Source organism: Streptomyces xanthophaeus, assembly GCF_000725805.1.
GTDB lineage: Bacteria > Actinomycetota > Actinomycetes > Streptomycetales > Streptomycetaceae > Streptomyces > Streptomyces xanthophaeus.
On the sequence record NZ_KL647133.1, the window covers coordinates 276,731 to 301,864 of the forward strand.

Genomic DNA, 25,134 nt, shown 5'->3' on the forward strand with positions numbered 1-25,134 from the left:
CGTCAATATCAAGGACGAAGTAAAGTGATGGACCGTCAGAATCCATGGGACGGCGCCCCGGCCGGGTACGTCATGCCTGGTAGAGGGCCGCGACCTCCTTGGCGTACGTCTTCTCGATCGCCCGCCGCTTCAGCTTCAGCGAAGGGGTCAGCAGCCCCTGTTCCTCCGTGAACTGATCCGCCAGCACCCGGAAGTTGCGGATCGCCTCGGCCTGCGAGACCAGGGTGTTGGCGGCCACCACCGCCCTGCGGACCTCCGTCGTCAGCTCCTCGTCGTGCACCAGGTCCGCGGCCCCCAGCTGCGGCCGGCCGCGCATGGCCAGCCAGTGCGCGACCCCCTCCATGTCCAGGGTGAGCAGCGCGGCGATGTAGGGCCGGTCATTGCCCACCAATACGCACTGCGACACCAGTGGATGCGAACGCACCCGCTCCTCCAGGGCGTTGGGGGCCACGCTCTTGCCGTTGGAGGTCACCAGGATCTCCTTCTTGCGGCCCGTGATGGTCAGGTACCCGCCCTCGTCGAGCCGCCCCAGGTCCCCGGTCGCCAGCCAGCCGCCGCGCAGCACCTCATCCGTGGCGTGCGGGTCGTTGAGGTAGCCGGAGAAGATGTGCCCGCCGTGCAGCCACACCTCCCCGTCCTGCGCGATGTGCACCGTACTGCCCGGGATGGGCGGGCCCACCGTGCCGTACTTCGTGGCCCCCGGCGGGTTCGCCGTCGCCGCCGCGCACGACTCCGTCAGCCCGTACCCCTCGAACACCGTGATCCCCGCGCCCTCGAAGAACAGCCCGAGGCGGCGCGACATCGCCGAACCGCCCGACATCGCGTGCCGCACCCGGCCGCCCATCGCCTCGCGGACCTTCGCGTACACCAGCTTCTCGAACAGCTGGTGCTCCATCCGCAGCCCCGCCGAAGGCCCCGGTCCGGTGCCGAAGGCCTTCTCCTCGCGGGCTTCCGCGTACCGCACCGCCGTCTCCACCGCCCGGTCGAAGGGCCCCGTACGCCCCTGCGCCTCCGCCGTACGGCGGGCCGCCGCGAAGACCTTCTCGAAGACGTACGGGACCCCGAGTACGAAGGTCGGCCGGAACGCGGCCAGGTCCGGCAGCAGCTCGGCCGCCGCCAGCACCGGCTGGTGCCCGAGCTTGACCCGGGCCCGGACCGCGGCCACCTCCACCATCCGCCCGAAGACGTGGGCCAGCGGCAGGAAGAGCAGGGTGGAGGGCTCCTCGCCGGGGCGCGCCCGGAAGACCGACTCCCAGCGGCTGACCAGCGTGTCGGCCTCGTACATGAAGTTCGCGTGGGTCAGCACGCACCCCTTCGGGCGGCCCGTGGTGCCCGAGGTGTAGATGACGGTGGCGACCGCGTCGGGGGTCACGGCGCTCCGGTGGCGGTGCACGACGTCCTCGGCGACCCCGCTCCCGGCGGCCACGAGCTCGTCCACCGCCCCGGTGTCGAGCTGCCACAGCCGGCGCAGCATCGGCAGCCGGTCGATCACCGAGCCCACGGTCATGGCCTGGTCCTCGTTCTCCACGACACAGGCCGTGCACTGCGCGTCGTACAGGATCCAGTGCACCTGCTCGGTGGAGGAGGTCGGGTACACCGGGACGGGCTGTGCCCCGACGGCCCACAGCGCGAAGTCGAAGAGCGTCCACTCGTACCGGGTGCGGGACATCACCGCGACGCGGTCCCCGAACCGCACTCCCTGGGCCAGCAGCCCCTTGGCCAGTGCGAGCACCTGCGCCGCCAGTTCCCGTGAGGTCACATCGCGCCAGATCCCCCCGGTCTTCCGGCCGAGCACCACCCGGCCGGGATCCTGGCGGGCATGCTGGAAGACGACGTCGGCCAGGCCGCCGACGGGCGCGCCCGTGGCGACCGGCGGGACGGTGATCTCGCGCAAGGTCACGCTCCTCTCCGCACGGCGCGGCGACGCTACCCCACGCCCGGCTACAGATGATCAGCCTGCGGATTCCTCCACAAGACCTCCGCAGCCAGCGGTTTCCCGCCCGCGGGGGCCCCGCCGGGTCCGCCGGGTCCGCCGGGTCAGGAGGCACGGCTGAGGCGGTCCGCGCCGCCGAGGACGGCCGCGGCCAGGGCGTCCGAGGCCGGGGTCGGCCGCTGTCCCTGGAGCAGTGCGAAGTCCACCGGCCCGAGCTCCGGCAGCCCGCCCACCCGCACCAGTCCCGGCGGGATCAGGCCCCGGGTGTGCGCCATCACCCCGAGCCCGGCCCGGGCCGCCGCGACCAGACCGCTCAGGCTGCCGCTCGTGCACGCGATCCGCCAGGCCCGGCCCTCCCGCTCCAGCGCCTCCAGTGCCCGCGCCCGGGTGATCCCCGGCGGCGGGAAGACGATCAGCGGCACCGGCCGCTCCGGGTCCACCCGCAGCCCCTCCGCCCCGATCCACACCATCCGGTCCCGCCACACCAGCCGGCCCCGCTCGTCCCCCGGACCCCGCCGCTTCGCCAGCACCAGGTCGAGGCGCCCCGCGTCCAGCCGTTCGTGCAGGGTGCCCGACAGCTCCACCGACAGCTCCAGGTCCACCTCCGGGTGCTCGTGCCGGAAGCCCTCCAGGATCTCCGGCAGCCGCGTCAGCACGAAGTCCTCCGACGCCCCGAACCGCAGCCGGCCGCGCAGCCGCGTACCCGCGAAGAAGGCCGCCGCCCGCTCGTGCGCCTCCAGGATCGTCCGGGCGAAGCCCAGCAGGGCCTCGCCGTCCTCCGTCAGCTCCACGCGGTGCGTGTCCCGGACGAACAGCGGCCGTCCCGTCGCCTCCTCCAGCCGCCGCACGTGCTGGCTGACCGTGGACTGCCCCACACCGAGCCGCCCGGCGGCCTGGGTGAAGCTGAGCGTCTGGGCGACCGTGAGGAAGGTGCGCAACTGGACGGGGTCGTACATACCCCCATGTTAGGGCGGTGTCATTGCGCTTCGCGATGACAGTGAGTGCAGTGTGCAGGTTTCCCGATGACTGCCGTCCGGTGACGATGGAGGTGAGCGACCCGACCTGCCCGTGGGCACGGGCGGGGGAGCCACCCGACGTGCCTGTGCGCGGGAGCGGGGAGCGCCCGACCTGCCCCCGGGTGGGAGTGGGGAGCGCCCCTGACCTACCTGTGGGCGGGAAAGGGTGGCACCCCTGACCTGCATGTGGGCGGGAAAGGGTGGCACCCCTGACCTGCATGTGGGCGGGAAAGGGTGGCACCCCTGACCTGCATGTGGGTGGGTGGCGGAGCACCCGACTTGCCTGTGGGTGGGAACGGGTGGCACCCCGATCTGCCTGTGGGCATGGGCGGGGAAGCGACCTGCCCGTGGGCGGGCGCGGGAGCACCCCGACCTGCCCGCTGGGCGGGCGCAGGGAGCACCCGCCCGCGCCCGTAGGCATGACCCCCGACCTGCCCCTGAGCGGGAGGCGGGAGCACCCCACCCCAACCCATGGGCACCCCGCCCCGACAGCGAAAGAGCACCCCGCGCATGCGCCGCCCGCACCTCCCCGCCAGGCTGCCCCTGGACCCGTACGTCCTGGCCCTGCTCGGCACCGTCGGCCTCGCCGCCCTGTTGCCCGCCCGCGGCGCGGCCGCCGCCCTCGCGGACGGCGCCTCCACCGCGGCCGTGGCCCTGCTCTTCTTCCTCTACGGCGCCCGGCTCTCCACCCGCGAGGCCCTCGACGGGTTCCGGCACTGGCGACTCCACCTCACCGTGCTCGCCTGCACCTTCCTCCTCTTCCCCCTCCTCGGTCTGGCCGCCCGGGGCCTGGTCCCGACCCTCCTGACGCCCCCGCTCTACAGCGGCCTGCTCTTCCTCTGCCTGGTCCCCTCGACCATCCAGTCCTCGATCGCCTTCACGTCCATGGCCCGGGGCAACGTCCCCGCCGCGATATGCGCCGGCTCCTTCTCCAGCCTCGCCGGGATCCTCCTCACCCCCCTGCTCGCGGCGCTCCTGCTCGGTGGCCACGCGGGCGGCTTCTCCCTCGGCTCCCTGCTGAAGATCGTCCTCCAGCTCCTGCTGCCCTTCCTCCTCGGCCAGTTCCTGCGCCGCTGGGTCGGCGGCTTCCTCGTCCGCCACAAGAAGGTCCTCGGCCGCGTCGACCGCGGTTCGATCCTGCTCGTCGTCTACGCGGCCTTCAGCGCGGGCATGGCCGCCGGGGTCTGGCAGCAGGTGAGCCTCCCGCGCCTCGGTGCCCTGCTGCTGGTGGAGGCCGCGCTCCTCGGCGTGATGCTCCTCGTGACCTGGTACGGGGCCAAGCGTCTCGGCTTCGACCGCGCCGACCGCATCGCCGTCCAGTTCGCCGGGTCGAAGAAGAGCCTGGCGGCCGGACTCCCCATGGCCAGCGTGCTGTTCGGGGCCCAGGCGAGCCTCGCCGTGCTCCCACTGATGCTGTTCCACCAGATGCAGCTCATGGTCTGCGCGGTCCTCGCCCGACGCCGCGCCGAGGACCCGCTCGACGACGCGGACGACGACGCGGACGACGTCGGCGACGCCGGGGGCGCGGGGGACTCCAGGGGCCGGGGCGGCGAACTTCCCGCCGCCCGTGTGGTGGAGGTCTCCTGGAGCTCCCAACACCCCGCCCGGCAGGCCCGGTAACGTGCGGCGGTGACCTGGATACGCCCGATCGCCGCCCGTGCCGAACGCCCCTGCACCCTCGTGGTCTGCCGCGGGTGCTGCTGCGGTGACCCCCGCAAGAATCCCGGCTCCGACCACGCCGGGCAGCTCGCCCGGCTGCGCGAGGCCGCCGAAGCCTCCGGGGGCCGGCTGGCCGTCCGTACGAGCGAGTGCCTCGGCCCCTGCGCGCAGGCCAACGTCATCGTGGTGCAGCCCACCAGCGAGGCCCGCCGCCGTGGCGCCCGGGCGGTGTGGTTCGGCTGGGCCCTGGACGACACGGCGACCGACGAGATCATCGCCTGGGCCGAGTCGGGCGGCCCGGGCGCCACACCGCTTCCCGCCACGCTCGACCTGCACCGCATCGACCCGCCGGAGCCCAAGCCGTCACCGGCCGTGGGCCGCCGCTCCCGCCGGGGCCGCTGAGGGGAGCCCCAGGGGGAGCCGTGCCGGGCCCGCAGCCCGGGCACCCGTGCCGGGCCCGAACGGGGAGCCCCGTACCGGCCCCGCACGGGGAGCCGTCCGCCCCGCTACAAGGTGATCCGCTCCTCGCCCGCGTAGACGTTCATGTCCGCCCCGCGCAGGAAGCCCACCAGCGTCAGCCCCGACTCCAGTGCCAGGTCCACGGCCAGCGAGGACGGGGCCGAGACCGCGGCCAGGACCGGGATGCCCGCCATCACGGCCTTCTGCGCGAGCTCGAAGGAGGCCCGGCCCGAGACCAGCAGGACGGCGCCGGTCAGCGGCAGCAGGCCGCCCTGCAGGGCCCGGCCGACGACCTTGTCGACGGCGTTGTGCCGCCCCACGTCCTCCCGTACGTCCAGCAGCTCGCCCTGCGCCGAGAACAGACCGGCCGCGTGCAGCCCGCCGGTCCGGTCGAAGACCTTCTGGGCCGCGCGGAGCCGGTCCGGGAGCTTGCCGAGGAGCTCCGCGGGGACCCGTACGGGGTCGGCGGCGGCGGCTCCCGGGAAGCGGGTGGCGGTGCGGACCGCGTCCAGGCTGGCCTTTCCGCACAGGCCGCAGGAGGAGGTGGTGTAGACGTTCCGTTCCAGTGTGATGTCCGGCACCGGAACTCCCGCGGCGAGCTGCACGTTGACGACGTTGTAGGTGTTCACACCGTCCTCGTCCGCGCCCTCGCAGTAAGTGACGGCCCGCACCTCGGAGGCGGCGCCGAGCACTCCCTCGCTCACCAGGAAGCCCACGGCGAGTGCGAAATCGTCCCCCGGTGTGCGCATCGTGATGGCGAGCGGTTTGCCGTTCAGCCTTATCTCCAGCGGCTCCTCGGCCACCAGCGTGTCCGGCCGGACCCCTGCGACCCCGTTCCGGATCCGGACGACGCGACGGCGCTCGGTGACCCGTCCCATGGTGATCAGCCCACCCCTTCTGTTCTCGTCTGCATCCGACAAGGTCATTCTCCCGGTTCCGTTTTGCACCCCGCTCCCGGCAGGAAGATCCTCGGGAATCTCCAAATTCCAGTAGCGGAATCCTGTCGGGTCACGCGCCCCCGTACCCACCAGTAGCAGGCGAAGCTGGGTGATCCTGACTTCCGTACGAGGGGGGACCCCGCCCATGACCGGTTCACGAGTGGTGGCGCTAGGGCACTACCAGCCCGCGAGAGTGCTCACCAACGAGGACCTCGCGGCCAGGGTGGACACCACCGACGAGTGGATCCGGTCCCGCGTCGGGATCAAGACCCGGCACATCGCGGGCCCGGACGAGCCCGTCGACGAGCTGGCCTACCAGGCGGCGGGCAAGGCCCTGGCGAGCGCGGGCCTGACCCCCGACGACATCGACCTCGTCCTCGTGGCCACCTCCACCGCGATCGACCGCTCGCCCAACATGGCCGCGCGCGTCGCCGCCAAGCTGGGCATGGGCGGCGGCCCGGCCGTGATGGACCTCAACGTCGTCTGCTCGGGCTTCACGCACGCGCTGGCCACCGCCGACCACGCGATCCGGGCCGGCTCCGCCACCCGCGCCCTGGTCATCGGCGCCGACAAGATGACCGAGATCACCGACTGGTCCGACCGCACCACCTGCGTCCTCACCGGCGACGGCGCGGGCGCGGCCGTGGTCGAGGCCTGCGCGGAGCCGGGCATCGGCCCGGTGCTGTGGGGCTCGGTCCCGGAGATGGGCCACGCGGTCCGGATCGAGGGCTCGCCGCCGGTCTTCGCGCAGGAGGGCCAGTCCGTCTACCGATGGACCACCAGCCAGCTCCCGCCGCTGGCCCGCAAGGTGTGCGAGAAGGCCGGGGTCGCCCCGGAGGACCTCGCCGCGGTCGTCCTGCACCAGGCCAACCTGCGGATCATCGAGCCGCTCGCGCAGAAGATCGGGGCCGTCAACGCCGTCGTCGCCCGCGACGTCGTCGACTCCGGCAACACCTCGGCCGCCAGCATCCCGATGGCGCTGTCCAAGCTGGTGGAACGCGGCGAGATCCCCTCCGGGGCCCCGGTCCTCCTCTTCGGCTTCGGCGGAAACCTCTCCTACGCGGGCCAGGTCATCAGCTGCCCCTGAGCGGGACGCCCCCGGGCGCAGGCGGGTTGACCCGCCACGGCGCCGCCGCAGGACGGCCACACGCCGCGAGACGATTCGTCTCGCGGCGTTGTGCTGTGCATGCATGCAGGTCAGCGCGGCGTGGCGGACCGGAGGCCGGGCAAATATGTGGTCGGAGCCCCGCCGATCCTTTGCTATTGTTGTCCATGTCGCCGCGGGAAACCGGGGCCGACCACCTGGTCCGGGTGGCGGAATGGCAGACGCGCTAGCTTGAGGTGCTAGTGCCCTTTATCGGGCGTGGGGGTTCAAGTCCCCCCTCGGACACAAGCAAGAACCCCACTCCGGTGGGGTTCTTTTGCGTTCCACGGACGGCGTCGCCTGTCAGTGCCCCCTCGCGCCCTCGTACGATGCCGCCGGACCGTACGGCTCCACCTCGGCGACCTGATCGGCGACTCGGCCGGGGCGCCAGCGGGAGCCGTTCGCTCACGTGTGGAGGACCACCAGGCCGTCCGGTGTCGTCAGGCTGCCCGGGGCGACCTCGGTGAAGGTGTGGGGGAGCGCGAGGCAGGGCCGGCCCGTGGGCGGGGCGGCGTCGAAGAGGTAGGCGGCCGCGGCCGTGCTGTCGCTGACCAGGTGGGGGCCGTCGGACGGCAGGGTCGCGCCGGTGAGCGGGGTGCGGAACAGCCGCCGGAGGTGGCGCAGGGTCTCCGGGGTGACCGGGGCCCGCGCCTGCTGCGGCAGGGGCCGGGGCTGCGGTTCGGTACCGGCCCGGTACTCGGCGGGGCCCGCGCCGCCGGGGCCTTGCGGCTCCGGGGCCTCCGTGGTGTCCGGGGCGGCGGGCGCGGCCGCCGGATCCGGCGGGATCGCGCCGCTCAGCAGCAGCGCGAGCAGCACCGGAACGGCCTTGCGCCGCAGGGCCCCGGTGGCCGAGGGCAGGCGGTGGGCGTGGACGGCGGGCAGGGAGAGCGCGAGGCTCCCGGCGGCGTCGCCGGTGGCGATCGGGACCGCCGAGCAGACCACTCCGGGCGCGTACTCGCGCAGGTCGAAGACGGGCGCCCCCGGGGCCACCGCGTCCAGGGCGCTGAACAGGGCCCTGCTGTCGGTGATGGTCTGCGGGGTGAGGCGCGCGGGACGGTGCCGGGCCACGTGGTCCGCGCGGCCGTCGTGGTCGAGCTGCGTCAGCAGGCACTTGCCGACCGCGCTGGCGTGGGCCGCCGCCCGGAAGTCCACCCACTCCTGGACCGGCGGGGTGCCGGGCCCGTCGGCCATCTGCGTGATGCGGACCTCGCCGTCGGCGTACCGGCTCAGGTACACCGCCGCGCCCGCGCTGTCCCGCGCCAGGGCCAGGGTGCGCTGGAGCTGTCCCGCCAGCCCGCTGCCCCCGGGCGCGGCGAGCCGGTCGAGGGCCGGGCCGGGTGCGTACACCCCGGCGCCCGGGCGGTACGCGTACTCCTCCTCGCACAGCATCGCGAGCAGGGGACCGAGTTCCGCCTCGGCGAGGCCCGACTCCCGGCCGAGCTGTCCGCCCCGCACCCCCAGCGGATGCCTCTCCAGGACCCGTACGACGGCCAGCGCGCGACGGGCCTCCGCCAGAGCCTCGCCGGTCCCGGAGCCCTGGACGGCCGTCCTGCGGGCCGCCGCCGTCAGCGCGGGGTTCCGCAGTGGACCGGCGGCGGGCCGGTCGGGCGCTGCCGGCGCGGCGGCGGCCCGCGGGGGCAGGAACGCGGCCAGGACCCCGGGCAGCCCGGGCCGCGGCAGCGGCACCGGGCCCAGATCGGGGTCGTCGGACTGCTCCACGAAGCGCAGGACGGCCGCCTGGGCGCACAGCCGCACCTCCCGCAGGTCGCGGGCCCCGCTCGGCCGGAAACCGCGGCGGCCGAGCTCGCGGGCCCAGAGCCCGGCGTCGTGGTGCTCGCCGCGGCGGGAGTGGTCGAGGAAGAGGCAGTAGGCCGCCGGGGCGGTCCACGGACTGCCGGAACCCGCCGCGAACTGCCACCAGAACCGGGCCCCTTCGCGCATCCCGGACAGGTGCAGCAGGCAGCCGAAGACGACCGCGCCGGCCAGGTCGGTGTGGGCGTGGGCGACGAAGGAGCCGAGCCGTGCCTGCGCCTCGGGCGCGCACACGGAGGCCAGGCAGGCGGCCTTGAGGTCGCGCCGGGCGCGTTCGGCGTCGAGCGGGCAGTCCCGCGCGGGGTCGCTCCAGCCGGAGGAGCGGCGCCGGGTCCGGGTCGCGATGCCGGCCCCGCGCGGCGCGCGCAGCAGCCGGGCCTCGGCCGCGCCGAGGTCGTAGTGCGGGTAGCGGTCGCGGACCCCCGCCCGGGCCAGGAACTCGGCGAGGGAGCGGGGGGTTCCGTCGGCGTCCCCCTGCTCGCGGCGGTCGCGGCGGTCGCGGCGGCTCATGATTCGGCGGGGGTGTCGAGCAGGCGGGAGAGCCGCCGGTGCGCCTGGCCGAGGTACGAGCCGACGGTGGCCTCGTCGACGCCCATGACGGCGGCGGCCTCGCCGGGGGAGCACCGGAGCCCGTACCGCAGCAGGACGGCATCGCGCTGCCGCTCGGCCAGCCGGGACACGGCGGAGTAGAAGCGGATGGTGTCGGTCAGTACTTCGTACTGGTCCGCGTGAGCCTCCTTCAGGGCGGCCTCGAAGGCGCTGATGTCCATCGGCTCGGGACGCTGCTGCCGGGGGGAGCGGCGGCGCTCCCGGTCGACGATGCAGTGCTTGAGGACGGTCCAGGCGTAGGCGTCCAGCCGGTCCATGTGGAGCATCCGGAGCCACTGGCTCATGATCGAGTCGAAGGCGGCGTCCACCGTCTGCTCGGCCGCCGCGTCGGAACCCAGGTGCAGGTACGCGAACCGCATGTACGCAGGCCGCCGGTCGGCGTGGAACGCCCAGTACGACAGGCGTGCCGCCGCGTCCCACTGGCTCATGGGAGTCGGCCGCCGACGCCGGCTCGGCAGTCCCACGGCCCCACCGGACTCCTCCGGTCCGCCATCGCTCACCGTTCCACCTCATCCCCTGTGCGGGCTCAGGAAATCAGCGCGGGCGCATCCGCGGGGCGCAGAAGAGGAAACCTGGAAATATTACGTTCGGTGATGATCGGCTCGTGATCGATGCCGATCGGGCAGGCCTGCAACCAGCGCGTATGCATATGCCGCCAGCCGATGTCGGTGCACTGGGTGTGACCATCCCAAGATTCACTCGTTTGTCGGAAACGTGAGCACATCACCGCGATTCCGCTCCACCGCCCTCGAACAGGCCGAGGCGGTCCTCGTCGAGCAGTACCCCCGACTCGTACGGCTCGCCTACCTCACGCTCCCCGACTCCCTCGGCCGCCACAGCCGGGTGCTGCTGGCCCACCGGGCCGTGCAGCGCGCGCTGCCCCGCTCCGGCGCAGGCGGCGAGCGCGGCGGTCCGGGCGGCCCCGACAGCCCCGGCGGACCGCTCGCCGAGGTGCGGGTACGGGTCCTGCGCGGCTGCCTCGCTCCCGCCGGGCGGGCCGGCACCGCCCTGGCGCGCGCGGGCTGGCCGCCGCTCCCGCCCTTCGTGTGGGGGCTGCGGCTGTGGCCGCCCGCCGGGGGCATCGAGGAGGCCGCCCGGGCGCTGGCGGATGAGCCCGCGCCGGTCCGGGCGGCGTTCGTCCTGCACCGCATGGACGGCCTGCCCGAGGAGGCGGCCGCCCGGCTGCTGGGCGCGGCCGGTGTCCCGGCCCCCGCCGACGTGATGGGCGAGGCCCTGGCGGTGCGGGTCGGTGAAACGCTCCTGCGGGAGCTGGGCCGCCCGGAGTTCGACGCCAGCGTGGTCAGCACCCGCCCCACCGACCTGCTGCGCCGGCGCCGCCGGATGCGGGCCGGGTGGGCCGCGGCCGCCGCGCTCGCCGTCGTCGCCGGGGTACTGGTCGCCGACGGTCCGCCCGAGCCGTACGCCTCGCGGCCCGCGGGCGGTTCGGCGGGCGCCGGGGCGCTGGACCCCGGCCGCCTCCAGCGGGTCCCGGCGCAGGCCTGGGCCGACACCGCCAGGGTGGACTTCACCGCCTGGCCCGCCCGCGGCGCGCGCGCCGAGGACCGGGCGCTGCTCGCGCGGGCGCTCGGCACCTGGTCGTCCGTGGCCGCCCGGGGGCCGGTGCCCTCCTCCGCGCCGGGCTCATCCGCCTCCGCAGGGACCCCCTCCGCCCCGGCCGCCTCCGCCGGGAGCCCCTCCGCCCCGGGCTCCTCCGCCTCCGCCGCGCAGAACCCGTACGCGCAGGCCCCGTACGCGCAGGTGCAGCGCGGCGGCGTACGGGTCGGCGTCGCCCCGGGGACCGCCGCCGACCTGCCCGCCCGGCCCCCGCAGCTGCTGTACGCGGGGGACAGCGAGGGCCGGACCGTGGTGCTCCTGCTCGACGGGGAACGGGTGGTGCGCTACGCCGAAGCCACCGGCGGGCAGCGCGGACGGGAGCTGGAGTTCGCCCGTACCGACGAGGCCGGGGTCACCACCGCCGCCGCACTCACCCTGGTCCGCGGCTCCGGCGGAACCCGCGCCCGCTACCTGCTCGCCCCGTGGATCGCCGCGGCGGGCACCCGCGACCTGCTCCGGGCCGGGGACGGGACCAGGCCGCTGGCCTTCGCCGCCGACGGGGTCACGGAACCCGTCCCCGTACCTCCCGCCGAGGGCGCCTGCGGGGCCTGGCCCGTCCTCGAAGTCACCTCCTCGGCCCGCATCGTGGAGAAGCACTCCTTCGTCCTCGCCGACCTGGGCGCGCTGACCCCCGTACACCTCACCTACACGCCGCTGCCCGACGGGCCGGGCGCCGTCGCCGCGCGGCAGCCGCGCGAGGCCACCGGACCGGCCGCCCGGGCCGCCTGGGCGCCCATCGCCTGCCGGCTGCGGGAGGTGCGGGGCGGCGGGGTGCGCGCCGTCAACGTCTGGGAGTTCGCCGCCTCGGAGCTGCCCGACGGCGGCGGCCGGGGCGTGTGGTCCTGCACCAGGGCCTCGTCCTGGGAAGGCCCCGGCGACGTGCTCGTCCGGCTGAGCCCGCCGTCCGGGCCGCCGCAGGACGTGGCACGGGCCCGGGCCACCGCGGCCTGCGGGCGCTTCGGCCAGCACCTCCTCGCGGGCACCCGGTGGCGGTCCCCGGCCGGACGCTGGTACCAGCTCGCGGCCGGCAGCCGGGAGGTCACCGGGATCACCGCCACCGGTGCCGTCGGGGCGGAGGCGGCGGGCCGGACCCTGACCGCACCCGCCGGGCCGGAGGGCGCCGCGGTCTCGCTGACGGGCCGGCTCGCGGGCGGCGGCCGCGTCACCGCGCTCGACGGGGAGGGCGGCGGCCGGGACTGACGGGTCGGTGGCACCGCCCACCGGCTGTAACATTGGCCCATTGCGAGGGCCGTGACGGAGAGGTCACTGCCCTCGCTTTCACGTATGTCCACCCAGTGAAAAAGCGGGACGTGGCCTTTGGGCGGTTCGATACGATGAACCGCATCGTCGCCCGGCAGGCCACGTGGTACCGCATATATGAAATGGAGCATCCGAGGATGGCTCGACACCTGATCACCAGCGCGCTTCCGTACATCAACGGGATCAAGCACCTGGGCAACATGGTCGGGTCGATGCTTCCGGCGGATGTGTACTCCCGGTACCTCCGCCAGCGCGGCCACGACGTCCTCTACATCTGCGCCACCGACGAGCACGGCACCCCCGCCGAACTCGCCGCCAAGGCGGCCGGCCTCTCGGTCGCCGAGTTCTGCGCGCAGGCCCACGACGCCCAGAAGGCGGTCTACGACGGCTTCGCGCTGTCCTTCGACTACTTCGGCCGCAGCTCCTCGGAGCAGAACCGCGAGATCACCCAGCACTTCGCGCGCCAGCTCCAGAAGAACGGCTTCATCGAGGAGCGTGCGATCCGGCAGGTCTACTCGCCGGTCGACGGCCGCTTCCTCCCCGACCGCTACGTCGAGGGCACCTGCCCGCACTGCGGTTACGACAAGGCCCGCGGCGACCAGTGCGAGAACTGCACCCGCGTCCTGGACCCCACGGACCTGATCGAGCCCCGCTCGGCCATCTCCGGCTCCACCGAGCTGGAGGTCCGCGAGACCAAGCACCTCTTCCTCCTCCAGTCCAAGCTCCAGCACGAGGTCGAGGCCTGGGTCGCGCAGCACGAGGAGGAGTGGCCGCAGCTGGCCTCCTCCATCGCCCGCAAGTGGCTGACCGAGGGCCTGCACGACCGCGCCATCACCCGCGACCTGGACTGGGGCGTCCCGGTGCCGGCCGACACCTGGCCCGAGCTGGCCGCCGAGGGCAAGGTCTTCTACGTCTGGTTCGACGCCCCGATCGAGTACATCGGCTCGACCAAGGAGTGGTCGGACCTGGACCCGGCGAACCGCGACTACAAGTCGTGGTGGTACGAGGCCGAGGACGTGCGCTACACGCAGTTCATGGCGAAGGACAACGTCCCGTTCCACACCGTGATGTTCCCGGCCACCGAGCTCGGTGTCCGTGAGCCGTGGAAGATGGTCGACTACGTCAAGGCCTTCAACTGGCTGACGTACTACGGCGGCAAGTTCTCCACCTCGCAGAAGCGCGGCGTCTTCACCGACCAGGCGCTGGAGATCCTCCCGGCCGACTACTGGCGCTACTTCCTCATCGCCAACGCGCCCGAGTCGGACGACTCGTCCTTCACGTGGGAGCACTTCACCGCCACGGTCAACAAGGACCTCGCCGACACCCTCGGCAACTTCGTCAACCGCGTGCTCTCCTTCTCCCGCAAGCGCTTCGGCGACGAGGTCCCGGCGGGCACCGCCGCCGGCGGGGCCGAGGCCAAGCTCGGCGAGCAGATCGCCGAGCTCCTCGCCGAGTACGAGGGCCACATGGAGGACCTCCAGTACCGCAAGGCCGCGGCCGCGCTGCGCGCCCTGTGGTCGGCCGGAAACTCCTACCTGGAGGAGAAGGCCCCCTGGCTGGAGATCAAGACCGACCCCGAGGGCGCGGCGCTCACCCTGCGCACCGCGATGAACCTCATCCACCTCTACTCGGTGGTCTCCGAGCCGCTCATCCCGGCCTCGGCCCGCGCCATGCGCTCCGCGTTCACGCTCGCCGACGACACGGCGGCCTGGGTGACCCCCGAGCAGGCCAAGGCCCTCGACGCCGTTCCGGCGGGGACGCCGTTCACCGTCCCGCCGGTCCTCTTCGCGAAGATCACCGAAGAGGACCTGGAGTCGTACAAGGAGCGCTTCGGCGGCTCCCCCGAGGCGGCCTGAACCGTCGGCACGCGGCTGACCGGAGCCCGATGAGCACGTGACGTGAAGGGCGCGACCTACAGGGTCGCGCCCCTCACGCGTATCCGGCCGTACCGACGCCCCCGCGAACGCCCCGCCAACACCCCCTACGGGTAGGGAAAACCCCACCGCGAAGTGTCCCCTTGAGCGTGCAGACCGGGCGGGGCCCCGCGGCTGGAATGGGTCCATGACCCCTTCCCGCACCGTTCACCGGACCGTCGGCTGGCTGCTCGCAGCCGCCTGGGCCCTGTCCTTCCCGCTGTTCTCCACGCTGGCACCGCACCGGCTCTGGGGCTGGTGCGCGGCCGCCGGGTACCTGGCCGCCGCCGCGGCCACCCTCCTCGGCCGCCGCCGCGAGGCGCTGGTGGCGGCCCTGCTGGGGGCCGTCGCGGTGCCCCTGCTCTGGCTCGTGCTGACCGGACGGGGCCAGTCGGAGGTCACGGTCATCGAGCGGGCGGGGCGGCTCCTGCTCCAGTCGGGCCGGCTCTACGTGGACGGGCCCGAGCGGGTCGAGGAGTACACCCCCTACCTGCCGGGCACGGCCCTGCTCGGACTCCCGCGGGCGCTGCTCGGCGGTGGCGGCGCGGGCGGCGACGGCTGGGTCGTGCGGCTGCTGGGCGATGCCCGGATCTGGTGCGCGGCGACCCTGTTCGGCTGCCTGTGGGCGGCCCGGCGGGTGCTGGGCAGTACCCGGCCCGCCCTCCCGGCCGCCCTGGTGGCCTCCCCGGTCGTGGCCCTGCCGCTGGCGGTGAGCGGGGTGGACCTGCCCCTGGCCGGACTGTGCTGCCTGGCCCTGGCGGCCGCTGCGGCCGGACGGCCGGCCGTGGCCGGAGCGGCGCTGGCCGGGGCGTGCGCGCTGAAGTGGACGGCGCTGCCCGCGGTGGCCGTGGCGGTGGCCCTGCTCGCGGCCTGCCGGGGCGGGCGGGCCGCGGTCCGCTGCGCGCTGGTGACACTGGCCGGCACGGCCCTGCTGGTGCTGCCGGGCGCGGTGCTCCAGCCGGGCGAGCTGTGGCGGCAGGTGTTCGCCTTCCCCACCGGGCGGGCCGAGGTGCCGACCCCGGCGAGCAGTCCGCTGCCGGGGCGGCTGCTGGCCGGACTGGGTGACTGGGGCTGGTACCTGACGGTGGGACTGCTCCTGGGGGGCGCTCTGGTGGTCGCGCTCTCGCTGGCGGTGCGGCCGCCGCGGACCCTGGTGGCCGCCGCCGACCGCCTCGCCCTCGGCCTCACGCTGGCCTTCCTGCTGGCACCCGCCGGCCGCTTCGGCTATCTGGCGCTGCCGGTCCTGCTGGCGCTCTGGGCCCGGTCGGCGGCCGTCCAGGGGGCCGTCGGGCGGGCCGCCCCGAGGGCCTCCCGCATCGTGACGGGCTCCTTCCGGTCCGCCGGGACACGGGGCCGGGCGCAGGAGCGGGACACCCGAATCGCCTGATGGTCCCCAGCTGTTGGATAGTTCGACTATCTTGCTCCCGTGGACGAGCTGATCGCCGAAGACCCGCACCGCATAGGCCCGTACCGTCTGATCGCCCGGCTGGGCGCGGGCGGCATGGGCCTGGTCTACCTGGGCCGCTCCGAGGGCGGACGTACCGTGGCGGTGAAGGTCGTACAGGCCGAGTTCGCCGGGAACCCCGAGTTCCGCAGGCGCTTCGCCCGTGAAGTCGCCGCCGCGCGGCGGGTGGGCGGCAGCTGGACGGCCGCCGTGCTCGACGCCGATACCGAGGCCGCCGTGCCCTGGGTGGCGACCCAGTACATCCCGGGGCCCGACCTGCACACCGTGGTCGCCAAGGACTTCGGGCCGCTGCCCGAGGACTCGGTCCGCACCCTCGCCAACCGGCTCGCCCTCGCCCTGCAGGCCGTGCACGGGGCGGGTCTGATCCACCGCGACCTCAAACCCTCCAACGTCCTCGTCACCGTCGACGGCCCCCGCGTCATCGACTTCGGCATCGCCCGGGCGATGGAGAGTCTCACCGGGGACAGCCTGCACACCCGCACGGGCATGCTGATCGGCTCGGCCGGCTTCATGTCCCCCGAACAGGTCCGCGGCCTCGAACTCACCTCCGCCAGCGACGTCTTCTGCCTCGGCGCCGTGCTCGTCTACGCCGCCACCGGGCGGCTCCTCTTCGGCGCCGGGGACACCGGGCTCAACGCCCACCTCTTCCGGGTCGCCGAGGAGGAGGCCGATCTGACCGGGGTCCCGGAGTCGCTCGTCGACCTCGTGGCCGCCTGCCTGCACAAGGATCCGGCCCTGCGGCCCACCCCCGAGGAGGTGGCCGCGCGTACGACGGCGGACGGTGTCGGGGAGTGGCTGCCGGGCACGGTACTGGCCCAACTGGGGCGCCATGCAGCGCAGTTGCTGGACTACGCCCCGGCATCGCCCGCCGGGTCGAGCGGCGTCGCCGGAGCCGGAGCCGGAGCCGGAGCCGGAGCCGGAGCCGGAGCCGGAGCCGGAGCCGGAGCGGGAGCCGGAGCCGGAGCTGCGGCCGCGGGCCCGCCCGCCGCGACGCCCGACCCGCGCCTCGTGCCGCCCCAGCGGGAGCCGCAGCCCGGTTCCCCGTACGGGTCCACGCCCCCGCCGCCCGCGTACGCCCCCACGCCCCCGGCGCAGGGATTCGGCGCGGCACAAGGCTTCGGCCCGCCCCTGTCGCTCTCCGTCTCCGAGGGTCCGGCCGCACCGCACCCCAGGCGCTGGTGGGGCCTGCTGGTGCTCGCCCTGGCCCAACTGCTGGTGCTGGTCGAAGCGGCGCACTTCACCCTCGTCCTGCCGCAGGCCCAGGCCGCACTCGGCCTCCACGTCTCCGGTCTGGACCCGCTGTTCGCCGCCTACCTGCTCGGCTTCGGAGGGCTGCTGTTCCTCGGCGGTCACCTCGCCGACCTCTTCGGGCCCCGCCGGATCCTGGTGACCGGCCTGGTCGGATTCGCGGCGGCCGCAGCGTTCGGCGGCCTGGCGGCCAACCCCGAGATGCTGATCGCGGCCCGCGCCCTTGCAGGAGCCTGCGCCGCCCTGCTGACCCCGGCCGCACTGTCCATGGTGACCACCGGATTCACCGACCCCAAGGAACGCGCCCGGGCCTTCGGGATCTACGCGACGGTCGCCGCGGGCGGCGGCGCGCTCGGCGTGTTCACCGGCGGCTGGATCTCCGAGGCCGCGGACTGGCGCATGGCCCTGTGGTCGCTCGTCCCCCTCGCCGTGCTCGCCCTGGTCGGGGCCCTCACCCTGCTGCCCGACCGCCCGGGCCGCACCGGCGCCCGCTTCGACGCGCTCGGCGTGCTCCTGGGCTCGGCGGGAGCCGCCGCCCTGACCTACGGCCTGGCCGAGGCCGAGACGATCGGCTGGTCCGGCCAGACCCAGGCACTGCTCGGGGCGGGCGTCGCGCTGATCGTGGCCTTCCTGCGGTGGCAGGCCAGGGCGTCCGGCGCGCTGCTCCCGGCGCACCTCCTCGCGGACCGCAGCCGGCTGGGCTCCCTCCTGGTGCTCCTCCTCGTCGGCGTGGCCTTCGTCGCCCTCTTCCCGGGCCTGGGCTTCTTCGCACAGCAGGTCCTCGACGAGAGCGCGTCCTCGGCCGGGCTGGGCCAGCTGCCCCTGGCCGCCGCGGCCCTGGTCGGCGCCACCCAGGTCGCCGCGCGCCTGCTGACCCGTACCGCGCCCCGGGTCCTGGTCCTGGCCGGCCTGGCGGTCACGGCCGTCGGGGTGGCCCTGCTCGCGGGCCTGCGCGCCGACAGCACGTACGAGGGCGGCGTACTGCCCGGCATGCTGCTCGTCGGCTTCGGCCTGGGCCTGGCCTTCGTACCGCTCTACGCCACCGTGACCGGCGCCGTCACCCCGCAGCACACCGGCGCGGCCTCGGCCGCCCTGGCCACGGCCCACCACCTGGGCCAGGCCATCGGAGGGGCCCTGCTCGGCACCGTCATGGTCAACCGCCTGAGCGAGGCCTCGCACGAGCCCGACGCGCTCACCCTGGAGGTGCTGGGCGCCTACACCACCACCCTGTGGTGCGCGGCCGGCGGCCTGCTGCTCGCGGGCCTGCTCGCCGCCCTGATGATCAGGGCAAGGGCCCCGCAGCAGGGCACGTAGGCCCCCGCGACGGGCGGTCCGGCGGCCGCCCGTCGGCCGTACCCGGAGAGATGTCAGTGGCGTGGGGAATGCTGGGCGCTTCATGTCACCGAGGCAGGGGAGCCTTGAAATGCCGATCCGTGTGGCCGGCCGTCGCCGTGGGGAGGCGTCGCTGAACGCCGCGTTCCCCGGCGCGGAGATCATCGACGTGACCTCCAGGGCGGCGCAGCCGTGGGTGCGGCTCAGCCCGTTCTACCCGCACGGCGGCATCCCGGTGCCCTACGGCGACGGTGTGACGGGCCAGTCGGTGGAGGGCATCTGGCAAGCCCTGAAGGTCTTCGAGCACGCCGACGTCGATCCGGCGAAGCTCGACGTCACCACGATGAAGGGGCTGAAGCGGACGGTGCGCCGCCACGGCCCCGTCCGAGGCCACCGCACCGGACCGGGCGGAGACCGGCTCCTGCCTTACGAGACGGCCCGCCGCCGGATCTACCTGCCGGCCTACCGGTGGGTCCTCGAACACCGCGTCGCGGATCTGGTCGAGCGGCTCCGCGACAAGACGGACGTCGTCCTCCTCGACTACACCACCAACGGTGACGTCGCCGACCTCACGAGCCCGCTCTCGCACGCCGCGCTCATCCGGCTGCACGTGGAAGGCCGCTGGCCCGCGGAGGACGGGAGCTGACCGGACCGGCCGCGCACGGTACGCCGGCAAGGCTCCCGGTACGCCGGCAGGGCCCGGACCGCGCGTCGCGGTCCGGGCCCTGCCCCGTACGGTGCCCGCCCTGCGGCGGGGTGGCGTGTCAGTCCTGTGCGGTGTCGTCGCCCGCCTGCCCGGCGCCCTCGTCGACGCCGGCCTTCTCGCGCATCTTGCGCACCAGCTCCGCCTTCTGGTCGGCGGCACCCTGGCGGTCGAGGTTGCGGTGCGGACCGTTGTTCTGCCGTTCGGCGCGGGACAGCCTCTTGCGCTGGCCGCCGCCCTGGCCCACGGGGTTGTTGATGTTCTTGCTGACGGTCACGGGTTCTCCCGGTCATGATGCGAAGTGATCTACGGATTCACCGGCGGGGGACGGGCGGCGACGTCGAAGGACGTCCGCAGGGGCCCATCACGCTCTCACTCGTAAATCGGCGTCTGAAAGACGTTACCCGCTTCCGTCGGCTCCGCACACCAACCCTTGCGCGTCCTAGGAGGTCGGAGGGGTGCTGGGAGCCGGCGACGGCCACGACGCCGGGGGCGGGCCGAACGCGCGACGGCCGGCCCTCACGGCCAGACCGGCCATGGCCGCATTGGCGCCGCCACCGATCACGGCGCCGATGCCGAACGGTGCCACCCGGCCGAGAACGATGATTCCCTGCTTGGTCCCGTACTTCGTGACGAAGTTCCTCCCCAGGATCTTGTTGATCTGCCGCAACGTCTCGACGGGCACCTTCGCGACCACCTGACGGCCCCAGTGCTGCCCCGTGCGCTCGGCGACCTTGGAAATGGTGGCGGAGCCGCCCCCGCCGAGCATGATGCCCATCACGATCGTCCGGCGGCGTTCGATCTCGTCGATGGGGACTCCGTGGACTTCGGCGACCGAGAGCGCGAAGAGGGCGCCCAGCTCAAGAGAGGAGAGGGCCTCGCCCGCCGACAGTGCCAGTGCGACTCCCGTACCGACGCCGGGCGCGGCTGCGGTTCCGCCGACGGCAGCGCCCGTCCCGGTCAGGGCACTGACGTACATCCGCTCCAGATTGCGGATCACCTGCGCCGGTGTCGCCCCGGGGTTCCGCTGGCGGGCCCGGGCGATGTTCTTGCGCACCAGCGGGCTCTGGAGGTCGATCGCCTTGTCCAGGAGGTCGAGGACCCGCTGCCCGCGTATGCCTGCTGTTGGATCCTGGCCCTCGGAGGCACCTGTTGCCATGCCCTGGACTCCCTTGGTCGTCGTGTCCCAACTGAGTTTCGCACTCGATCAGTTCGAGCGAACCCCGGGCCAGGAGAACCAGGCCGCCGACCGCAAGGCCTTGTCCGCCGCCTCACCGTCCGATGCCTCCACCCCGCGTGCGAGACTGCGCGCGGGGTGGAGGCTCACGGAGGGGTGGATCGATGCGGGTTTGGACGGGTGCGAAGGTCCGAGCCTGCCTCGGCGCGGCACTGGGCGGGGTGATCGTGCTGTCCTCGGCGGGCTGCTCGCCCGAGCAACGGCCGCTGGCCGCGGTGTACGTGGACCAGCAGGGCGCCGCGCACGCGCTGCTGCGGCCGTGCGGGGGCGACGGCCGGGTACGCGCCCCCGGGCTGCGCGGCACCGGCCTCCGCGGCGCGGACGGGCCCGCGCCGGAGGGGGCGCAGGACGTCGCACCGGGAGCTTCCCCGACGGAGGAGTCCTGGAACGGCTGGTACGCCCCCGGGCTGCACGAGGCCGCGGACTTCCCCCTGTTCGCCCCGCCCGCGTCATGGGCGGCCGAGAGCCGCGGTCCACAGGACCTGGTACCGGGCCACTCCTACGAGCTCGCGTTCGCCGATCCCGATGACTCCTACGCCTACAGTGCCTCGGTGACGTTCGACGCCCGCCGACTGGCCGGGCTGCCGGCCGGAGAGGTCCTGACCCTGCGGGGCACGATGACGCGAGAGGCGTTCGAGGACCTCGCACGGCAGGCGTGCTGACCCGGTCAGGCCTGACGGCCCGACAGGTGGGCCAGGACCGCGAGGACGCGGCGGTTGCCCTCGGTGGCGTCCAGGTCGAGCTTCATGAAGATGCTGGACGCGTGCTTGACGACCGCGGCCTCGCTGATGAACAGGCGGCCCGCCAGGGCCTGGTTGTTGAGCCCCTCGGCCATCAGGGCCAGCACCTGCTGCTCGCGCGGGGTGAGCCGGGCGAGCGGGTCCGCCGTGGACCGGCGGCTGAGCAGGACCCGTACCACCTCGGGGTCGATGACGGTCTGGCCGGCCGCGACCCGTTCCAGGGCGTCGAGGAATTCGGCCACCTCGCCGACCCGGTCCTTGAGGAGGTAGCCCAGCCCGGCCGCCGAAGCCCCGGTGAGCAACTGGGTCGCGTACGCGGTGGCCACGTACTGCGAGAGGACCAGCACGGGCAACGAGGCGTCACGAGAGCGGAGTTCGAGAGCAGCACGCAGCCCCTCGTCGCGCAGTCCGGGCGGCATCCGGACATCGGTGACGACGGCGTCCGGGCGCTCCGCGGCCACCGCCCGCAGCAGCTCCTCGGCGTCGCCGACGGCCGCCAGGACCTGGTGGCCGCCGCGCGTGAGCAGTTCGGTCAGTCCGGCGCGCAGCAGGACGGAGTCCTCCGCGAGGATCAGCCGGAGCACGGGACCTCCGCCCTGAGTTCGGTCGGTCCGCCGACCGGACTGGACACCACCAGCCTGCCCTTCAACATCGCCACCCTGTCCGCCAGTCCCGTCAGTCCGGCTCCCGCGCCGGGATCGGCCCCGCCGCGGCCGTCGTCGGTGACGGTGAGCGTGAGCCGGTCGCCCTCGACCCTACCGACGACGGTGACGTGCGAGGCACCGCTGTGCTTGGCCGCGTTCGCCAGCGCCTCGGTGACCGTGAAGTAGGCGGTGACCTCCACGGATTCGTCGAGCCGCGGTACGTCCAGGTCCAGGGACACCGGTACCGGATGGCGCAGGGCCACCTCGGCCACGGCCGCCGCCAGCCCGTGGTCGGTGAGGACCTGAGGGTGGATCCCGCGTACGAGCTCCCGCAGTTGCTCAAGGGCGACCCTGGCCTCGCCGCGGCCGCGGCCCACCAGGGCGGCGGCCTCGGCGGCCTGCGGGACCTTGCGCAGTTCGAGCTCGGCGAGCCCCAGGGTCATGCTGAGCGCGACCAGCTGCTGCTGCGCGCCGTCGTGCAGGTCCCGTTCGATGCGCCGCCGTTCGGCCTCGAAGGCATCGACGAGGCGGACCCGGGAGCGGGTCAGTTCCAGCACCCGCGCGTCCTCCTCGCGCGGCCCGAGCAGCAGCCGGGCGGTCTTCACCTGGGCCCCGGCCAGCAGGGCTCCCGCGTACGCCGCCACCGCGGCGAGGAGCAGTCCCACGGCGGTGCCGCCGAAGGCCTCCAGCGGGCCGGAGAGCGGCCGGCCGGGGATCAGCATCAAGGTGTCCGGGGCGATGGCCCAGGCGATGACCGGGGTCGCCACGAGCAGCAGGGCGAAGGCCAGGAGCGCGACGACCCCGAACCCGGCGGCCCCGAAGACCGGTCCCAGCAGGGCCGCGTACCCCAGCTCCCGCCAGGTGGCCCGCTCGCGCAGCCTCGTCCGCAGCCACGCCGCGGCCCCGGCGCCGGCGAGGGAGGCGTGCGGGTCCGGCACCCGCGCGGGCTCCACCCAGCGCAGCCGCCGCCGCTCCAGGGCTCCGAGGGGCACCGCGCCCACGACGGCGCCGAGCAGGAGCAGCAGCCCGATCCCGGCCACCGCGAGCACCACCCCCAGCCCCAGGAGCAGGGCCAGGGTGAGCAGGACGGCGTACCCGAGGAGGAAGCCGCTGCCGAGGTAGCCCCAGCACCGCCAGGGCCACCAGGAGCCCAGGAAGTGCAGGGGCCGGCGCAGCACCGCCCAGACGGCGACGGGTGGTTCGGGGGCCGCCGGCTCGGGGAGGGACACGGAGTCGGACATGGGCCCAGCGTAGGCGGGGGCGGGTCACATCACCGCGCCCAGGGCCAGGAAACCGCAGATCAGCACGAGGAGGATGGCCAACAGGGGCCAGACGAACCGCAGGTAGCGGTCGTAGCCGACCTTGGCGAGGGCGACTCCGTCGATGGTCACGGCGGTGGTGGGCACCCACAGGTTCATCCAGCCGCTGGCCGACTGCCAGGCGGTGACCACCAGGGCCCTGATCTTCGAGTTGTTCATGATGACGGTGACCCCGCGCGCCGGCATGATGACCAGCGCGGGGGAGACGAAGTCGGCCGCGCCCAGGATGATGACCGAGAAGATCATGAAGGAGAAGACCAGGACGAGCAGCACCAGCACGGCCTTGTGCAGCCGGGTCAGTTCCGGTTCCTCCTGGTCCTCGGCGGTCGCCTGCTGCTCGCGGTCGCCGGGGAGGAATCCGCACAGGGAAGCGGCACCAGCAGGCCGTAGAACCCGAGGGTCTCCTCGGCGAAGCCCACCACGGTGCCGAGCACGGAGAACACCAGCATCACCGCGGCGATCAGCAGCGCGCCCCGGTGCCGCAGCCGGTGGGCGAGGAGGGCGATGCCCCGGTCGAGGGCGTTCCTCTGATGCCGCTGCTGATCCCAGCTGACCCCGCCGGATGATGTTCCGATCATCGGGTGGGGGAGGGGCGGGCGCCGTGGCGGAGTGGGCCGGACGAGTGGATCATAGTAAAGGGGACATAAGTGAACATAGCCCCTGCGCGTGATCTCCAGGGAGGTCATGATGGACGTCCTCGTACTGATCGGCCGCCTGCTGTTCCTCCTGCTCTTCGCCGCTTCCGGCGTGGCCCACGTGACGAAGACCCGGGAGATGGCCGGGTACACCGCCTCGCCCGGGGTGCCGATGGCCTTCGCGGCCACCTTCGTCAGCGGCGTGGTCATGCTGGCGGGTGCGGTGAGCGTGGCCCTCGGGATCTGGGCCGACCTCGGCGCGCTGGCGCTGGCGGCCTTCTGCTTCGCCGCGGCCCTGCTGATGCACCCCTTCTGGAAGGAGAGCGACCCGCAGGCCCGGATGATGGAGCAGACGCAGTTCTTCAAGGACCTCTCGCTCGGCGGAGCGGCGCTGGTGATGTTCGCGTTCTTCGCCTACGCCGGCCACGATCTCGGCCTCATGATCACGGGCCCGGCTCTCTCGGTCGACTGAGCCGTCCGCGTAAGCTCGTGGGCATGAACCAGAGCGGCCCCCGGACGGATCTCGGCGACTTCCTGAGGTCCCGACGTGCACGGATCCGCCCCGAGGACGTGGGCATGCGCTCCTACGGAGGCCGCCGCCGGGTGCCGGGCCTGCGCCGCGAAGAGCTGGCGCAGCTCGCCGGGGTGAGCGTCGACTACTACACCCGCTTCGAACAGGGCCGCGCCGAGAACGTCTCCGACTCCGTCCTCGGCGCCGTCGCCGCCGCCCTGCGCCTCGATCCGGCCGAAACCGCCCACCTCACCCGGCTCGTCCGCACGGCGGGGCGCGGCGGCGGGGAGTCCGCCGGTGCCGAGGCCGGGGCGGAGCGGGCCCAGGAGGTCCGGCCGGGGCTGCGCAGACTGCTGGAGTCGATGCCGCAGACCCCGGCCTTCGTCATCGGCCGCCGCACCGACATCCTGGCCTGGAACCCGCTGTTCGCCACCCTCGTCACCGATTTCGGCGCCCTGCCCCCGGAGCGCCGCAACAAGGCGTGGCTGGTCTTCCTCGACCCGCAGGTGCGCGGACGGTTCGTCAACTGGGAGCGCAAGGCCCAGGACCTCGTCGCCTACCTGCGCTTCGACCGCGGACGCCACCCCCACGACAGCCGGTTCGCCGCGCTCGTCGAGGAACTGTCCGAGCGCAGCCCGGAATTCGCCGGCCTGTGGGCGGCCCAGGAAGTGGCGGAGAAGAGCCACGGCGGCTACCACCTGCGCCACCCGCTGGTCGGCGAGTTCACCCTCGCCTACGAGAGCCTGAACCTGCCGGACGATCCCGACCAGAGCCTGATCACCTACACGGCGGCGGCCGGATCGCCCTCCGAGGCCGCCCTGCGGATCCTGGCCGAGGCCGCGTCGCGGACGCCGGTACGGGCCCCCGGGGCGGCGCACCCGGACCAGCGGCAGCAGGACCGGCAACGGCAGGACCGGTAGGCCAGGGCCAGGGGCAGCGGCAG

The 25,134-nt window shown here is 74.0% G+C and carries 19 protein-coding genes, 1 tRNA gene and 2 pseudogenes; 12 read left to right on the plus strand and 10 right to left on the minus strand.

Features of this window, described 5'->3' with window-relative positions; translation table 11 throughout:
* Window positions 1-70: 70 nt before the first annotated feature.
* Together IO30_RS0133795 and IO30_RS0133800 are read right to left on the minus strand one after the other, a co-directional pair.
* Window positions 71-1,894 carry an AMP-dependent synthetase/ligase gene (locus IO30_RS0133795; RefSeq protein ID WP_031149483.1) on the minus strand — a complete coding sequence of 608 codons (1,824 nt, stop codon included), beginning with the start codon at window positions 1,892-1,894 and terminating at the stop codon, window positions 71-73.
* Window positions 1,895-2,037: 143 nt separating this feature from the next.
* A complete protein-coding gene (locus IO30_RS0133800; protein ID WP_031149485.1) occupies window positions 2,038-2,889 on the minus strand; it encodes a LysR family transcriptional regulator in 852 nt (283 codons plus the stop codon).
* A gap of 570 nt (window positions 2,890-3,459) precedes the next feature.
* On the opposite strand from IO30_RS0133800, the gene IO30_RS0133805 reads away from it, so the two are divergent.
* Together IO30_RS0133805 and IO30_RS0133810 are read left to right on the plus strand one after the other, a co-directional pair.
* Window positions 3,460-4,569 carry a bile acid:sodium symporter family protein gene (locus IO30_RS0133805; RefSeq protein WP_037895868.1) on the plus strand — a complete coding sequence of 370 codons (1,110 nt, stop codon included), beginning with the start codon at window positions 3,460-3,462 and terminating at the stop codon, window positions 4,567-4,569.
* A gap of 9 nt (window positions 4,570-4,578) precedes the next feature.
* Window positions 4,579-5,010 carry a (2Fe-2S) ferredoxin domain-containing protein gene (locus IO30_RS0133810; RefSeq protein ID WP_107065069.1) on the plus strand — a complete coding sequence of 144 codons (432 nt, stop codon included), beginning with the start codon at window positions 4,579-4,581 and terminating at the stop codon, window positions 5,008-5,010.
* A gap of 104 nt (window positions 5,011-5,114) precedes the next feature.
* On the opposite strand, the gene fdhD is transcribed toward IO30_RS0133810, so the two are convergent.
* Window positions 5,115-5,945, minus strand: coding sequence for a formate dehydrogenase accessory sulfurtransferase FdhD (gene fdhD / locus IO30_RS0133815; protein ID WP_031149490.1), 831 nt, complete (start codon window positions 5,943-5,945; stop codon window positions 5,115-5,117).
* 205 nt (window positions 5,946-6,150) lie between these two features.
* Between fdhD and IO30_RS0133820 the strand changes: the two genes are divergently transcribed.
* Window positions 6,151-7,092 (plus strand): beta-ketoacyl-ACP synthase III, encoded by a 942-nt coding sequence (locus IO30_RS0133820; RefSeq protein ID WP_031149492.1) that lies wholly within the window; start codon window positions 6,151-6,153, stop codon window positions 7,090-7,092.
* Window positions 7,093-7,310: 218 nt separating this feature from the next.
* Window positions 7,311-7,395 (plus strand) — tRNA-Leu (locus IO30_RS0133825).
* Window positions 7,396-7,944: 549 nt separating this feature from the next.
* On the opposite strand, the pseudogene IO30_RS47345 reads toward IO30_RS0133825, so the two are convergent.
* Window positions 7,945-8,664: pseudogene (locus IO30_RS47345) on the minus strand (IclR family transcriptional regulator domain-containing protein); the annotation flags it as partial.
* Window positions 8,665-9,467: 803 nt separating this feature from the next.
* On the minus strand, window positions 9,468-10,070 hold the full coding sequence (locus IO30_RS0133840) for a sigma factor-like helix-turn-helix DNA-binding protein (protein ID WP_237403389.1): 603 nt from the start codon (window positions 10,068-10,070) through the stop codon (window positions 9,468-9,470).
* 214 nt (window positions 10,071-10,284) lie between these two features.
* On the opposite strand from IO30_RS0133840, the gene IO30_RS45710 reads away from it, so the two are divergent.
* The 5 genes from IO30_RS45710 to IO30_RS0133875 all read left to right on the plus strand — a co-directional run bounded on the left by IO30_RS45710 (window position 10,285) and on the right by IO30_RS0133875 (window position 19,048).
* Window positions 10,285-12,384, plus strand: a complete 2,100-nt coding sequence (locus IO30_RS45710) for a hypothetical protein (protein WP_037895870.1) — start codon at window positions 10,285-10,287, stop codon at window positions 12,382-12,384.
* Between the two features lie 197 nt (window positions 12,385-12,581).
* On the plus strand, window positions 12,582-14,300 hold the full coding sequence (gene metG / locus IO30_RS0133855; RefSeq protein WP_031149497.1) for a methionine--tRNA ligase: 1,719 nt from the start codon (window positions 12,582-12,584) through the stop codon (window positions 14,298-14,300).
* A 205-nt stretch (window positions 14,301-14,505) separates the two neighbouring features.
* Window positions 14,506-15,744 (plus strand): glycosyltransferase 87 family protein, encoded by a 1,239-nt coding sequence (locus IO30_RS0133860; protein ID WP_063768484.1) that lies wholly within the window; start codon window positions 14,506-14,508, stop codon window positions 15,742-15,744.
* Window positions 15,745-15,783: 39 nt separating this feature from the next.
* Window positions 15,784-18,384, plus strand: coding sequence for a bifunctional serine/threonine protein kinase/MFS transporter (locus IO30_RS45715; protein WP_078904898.1), 2,601 nt, complete (start codon window positions 15,784-15,786; stop codon window positions 18,382-18,384).
* A 109-nt stretch (window positions 18,385-18,493) separates the two neighbouring features.
* Window positions 18,494-19,048: a DUF6939 family protein gene (locus IO30_RS0133875; RefSeq protein WP_031149502.1), complete on the plus strand. Its 555-nt coding sequence runs from the start codon at window positions 18,494-18,496 to the stop codon at window positions 19,046-19,048.
* Between the two features lie 118 nt (window positions 19,049-19,166).
* On the opposite strand, the gene IO30_RS0133880 is transcribed toward IO30_RS0133875, so the two are convergent.
* Window positions 19,167-19,382, minus strand: a complete 216-nt coding sequence (locus IO30_RS0133880) for a DUF6243 family protein (RefSeq protein ID WP_031149504.1) — start codon at window positions 19,380-19,382, stop codon at window positions 19,167-19,169.
* Window positions 19,383-19,547: 165 nt separating this feature from the next.
* The gene (locus tag IO30_RS0133885; protein WP_031149506.1) at window positions 19,548-20,264 is read right to left on the minus strand and encodes a hypothetical protein; all 717 of its coding nucleotides are present in this window, start codon (window positions 20,262-20,264) and stop codon (window positions 19,548-19,550) included.
* A gap of 182 nt (window positions 20,265-20,446) precedes the next feature.
* Between IO30_RS0133885 and IO30_RS0133890 the strand changes: the two genes are divergently transcribed.
* The gene (locus IO30_RS0133890; protein WP_051859175.1) at window positions 20,447-21,004 is read left to right on the plus strand and encodes a hypothetical protein; all 558 of its coding nucleotides are present in this window, start codon (window positions 20,447-20,449) and stop codon (window positions 21,002-21,004) included.
* A gap of 5 nt (window positions 21,005-21,009) precedes the next feature.
* Here the strand turns inward: IO30_RS0133890 and IO30_RS0133895 are convergent, their stop codons facing one another.
* The 3 genes and pseudogenes from IO30_RS0133895 to IO30_RS44095 all read right to left on the minus strand — a co-directional run.
* Window positions 21,010-21,666: a response regulator transcription factor gene (locus IO30_RS0133895; protein WP_031149510.1), complete on the minus strand. Its 657-nt coding sequence runs from the start codon at window positions 21,664-21,666 to the stop codon at window positions 21,010-21,012.
* A complete protein-coding gene (locus tag IO30_RS0133900) occupies window positions 21,654-22,967 on the minus strand; it encodes a sensor histidine kinase (RefSeq protein ID WP_051902765.1) in 1,314 nt (437 codons plus the stop codon). The genes IO30_RS0133895 and IO30_RS0133900 overlap by 13 nt, the downstream gene beginning before the upstream one ends.
* Window positions 22,968-22,991: 24 nt before the next feature.
* Window positions 22,992-23,566: pseudogene (locus IO30_RS44095) on the minus strand (hypothetical protein); the annotation flags it as partial.
* Window positions 23,567-23,711: 145 nt separating this feature from the next.
* Here IO30_RS44095 and IO30_RS0133915 point away from each other — a divergent pair.
* Complete coding sequence (locus tag IO30_RS0133915) at window positions 23,712-24,152, plus strand: DoxX family membrane protein (protein WP_308443090.1); 441 nt, start codon at window positions 23,712-23,714, stop codon at window positions 24,150-24,152.
* A gap of 23 nt (window positions 24,153-24,175) precedes the next feature.
* The gene (locus tag IO30_RS0133920) at window positions 24,176-25,111 is read left to right on the plus strand and encodes a helix-turn-helix transcriptional regulator (protein ID WP_063768485.1); all 936 of its coding nucleotides are present in this window, start codon (window positions 24,176-24,178) and stop codon (window positions 25,109-25,111) included.
* Window positions 25,112-25,134 lie beyond the last annotated feature (23 nt).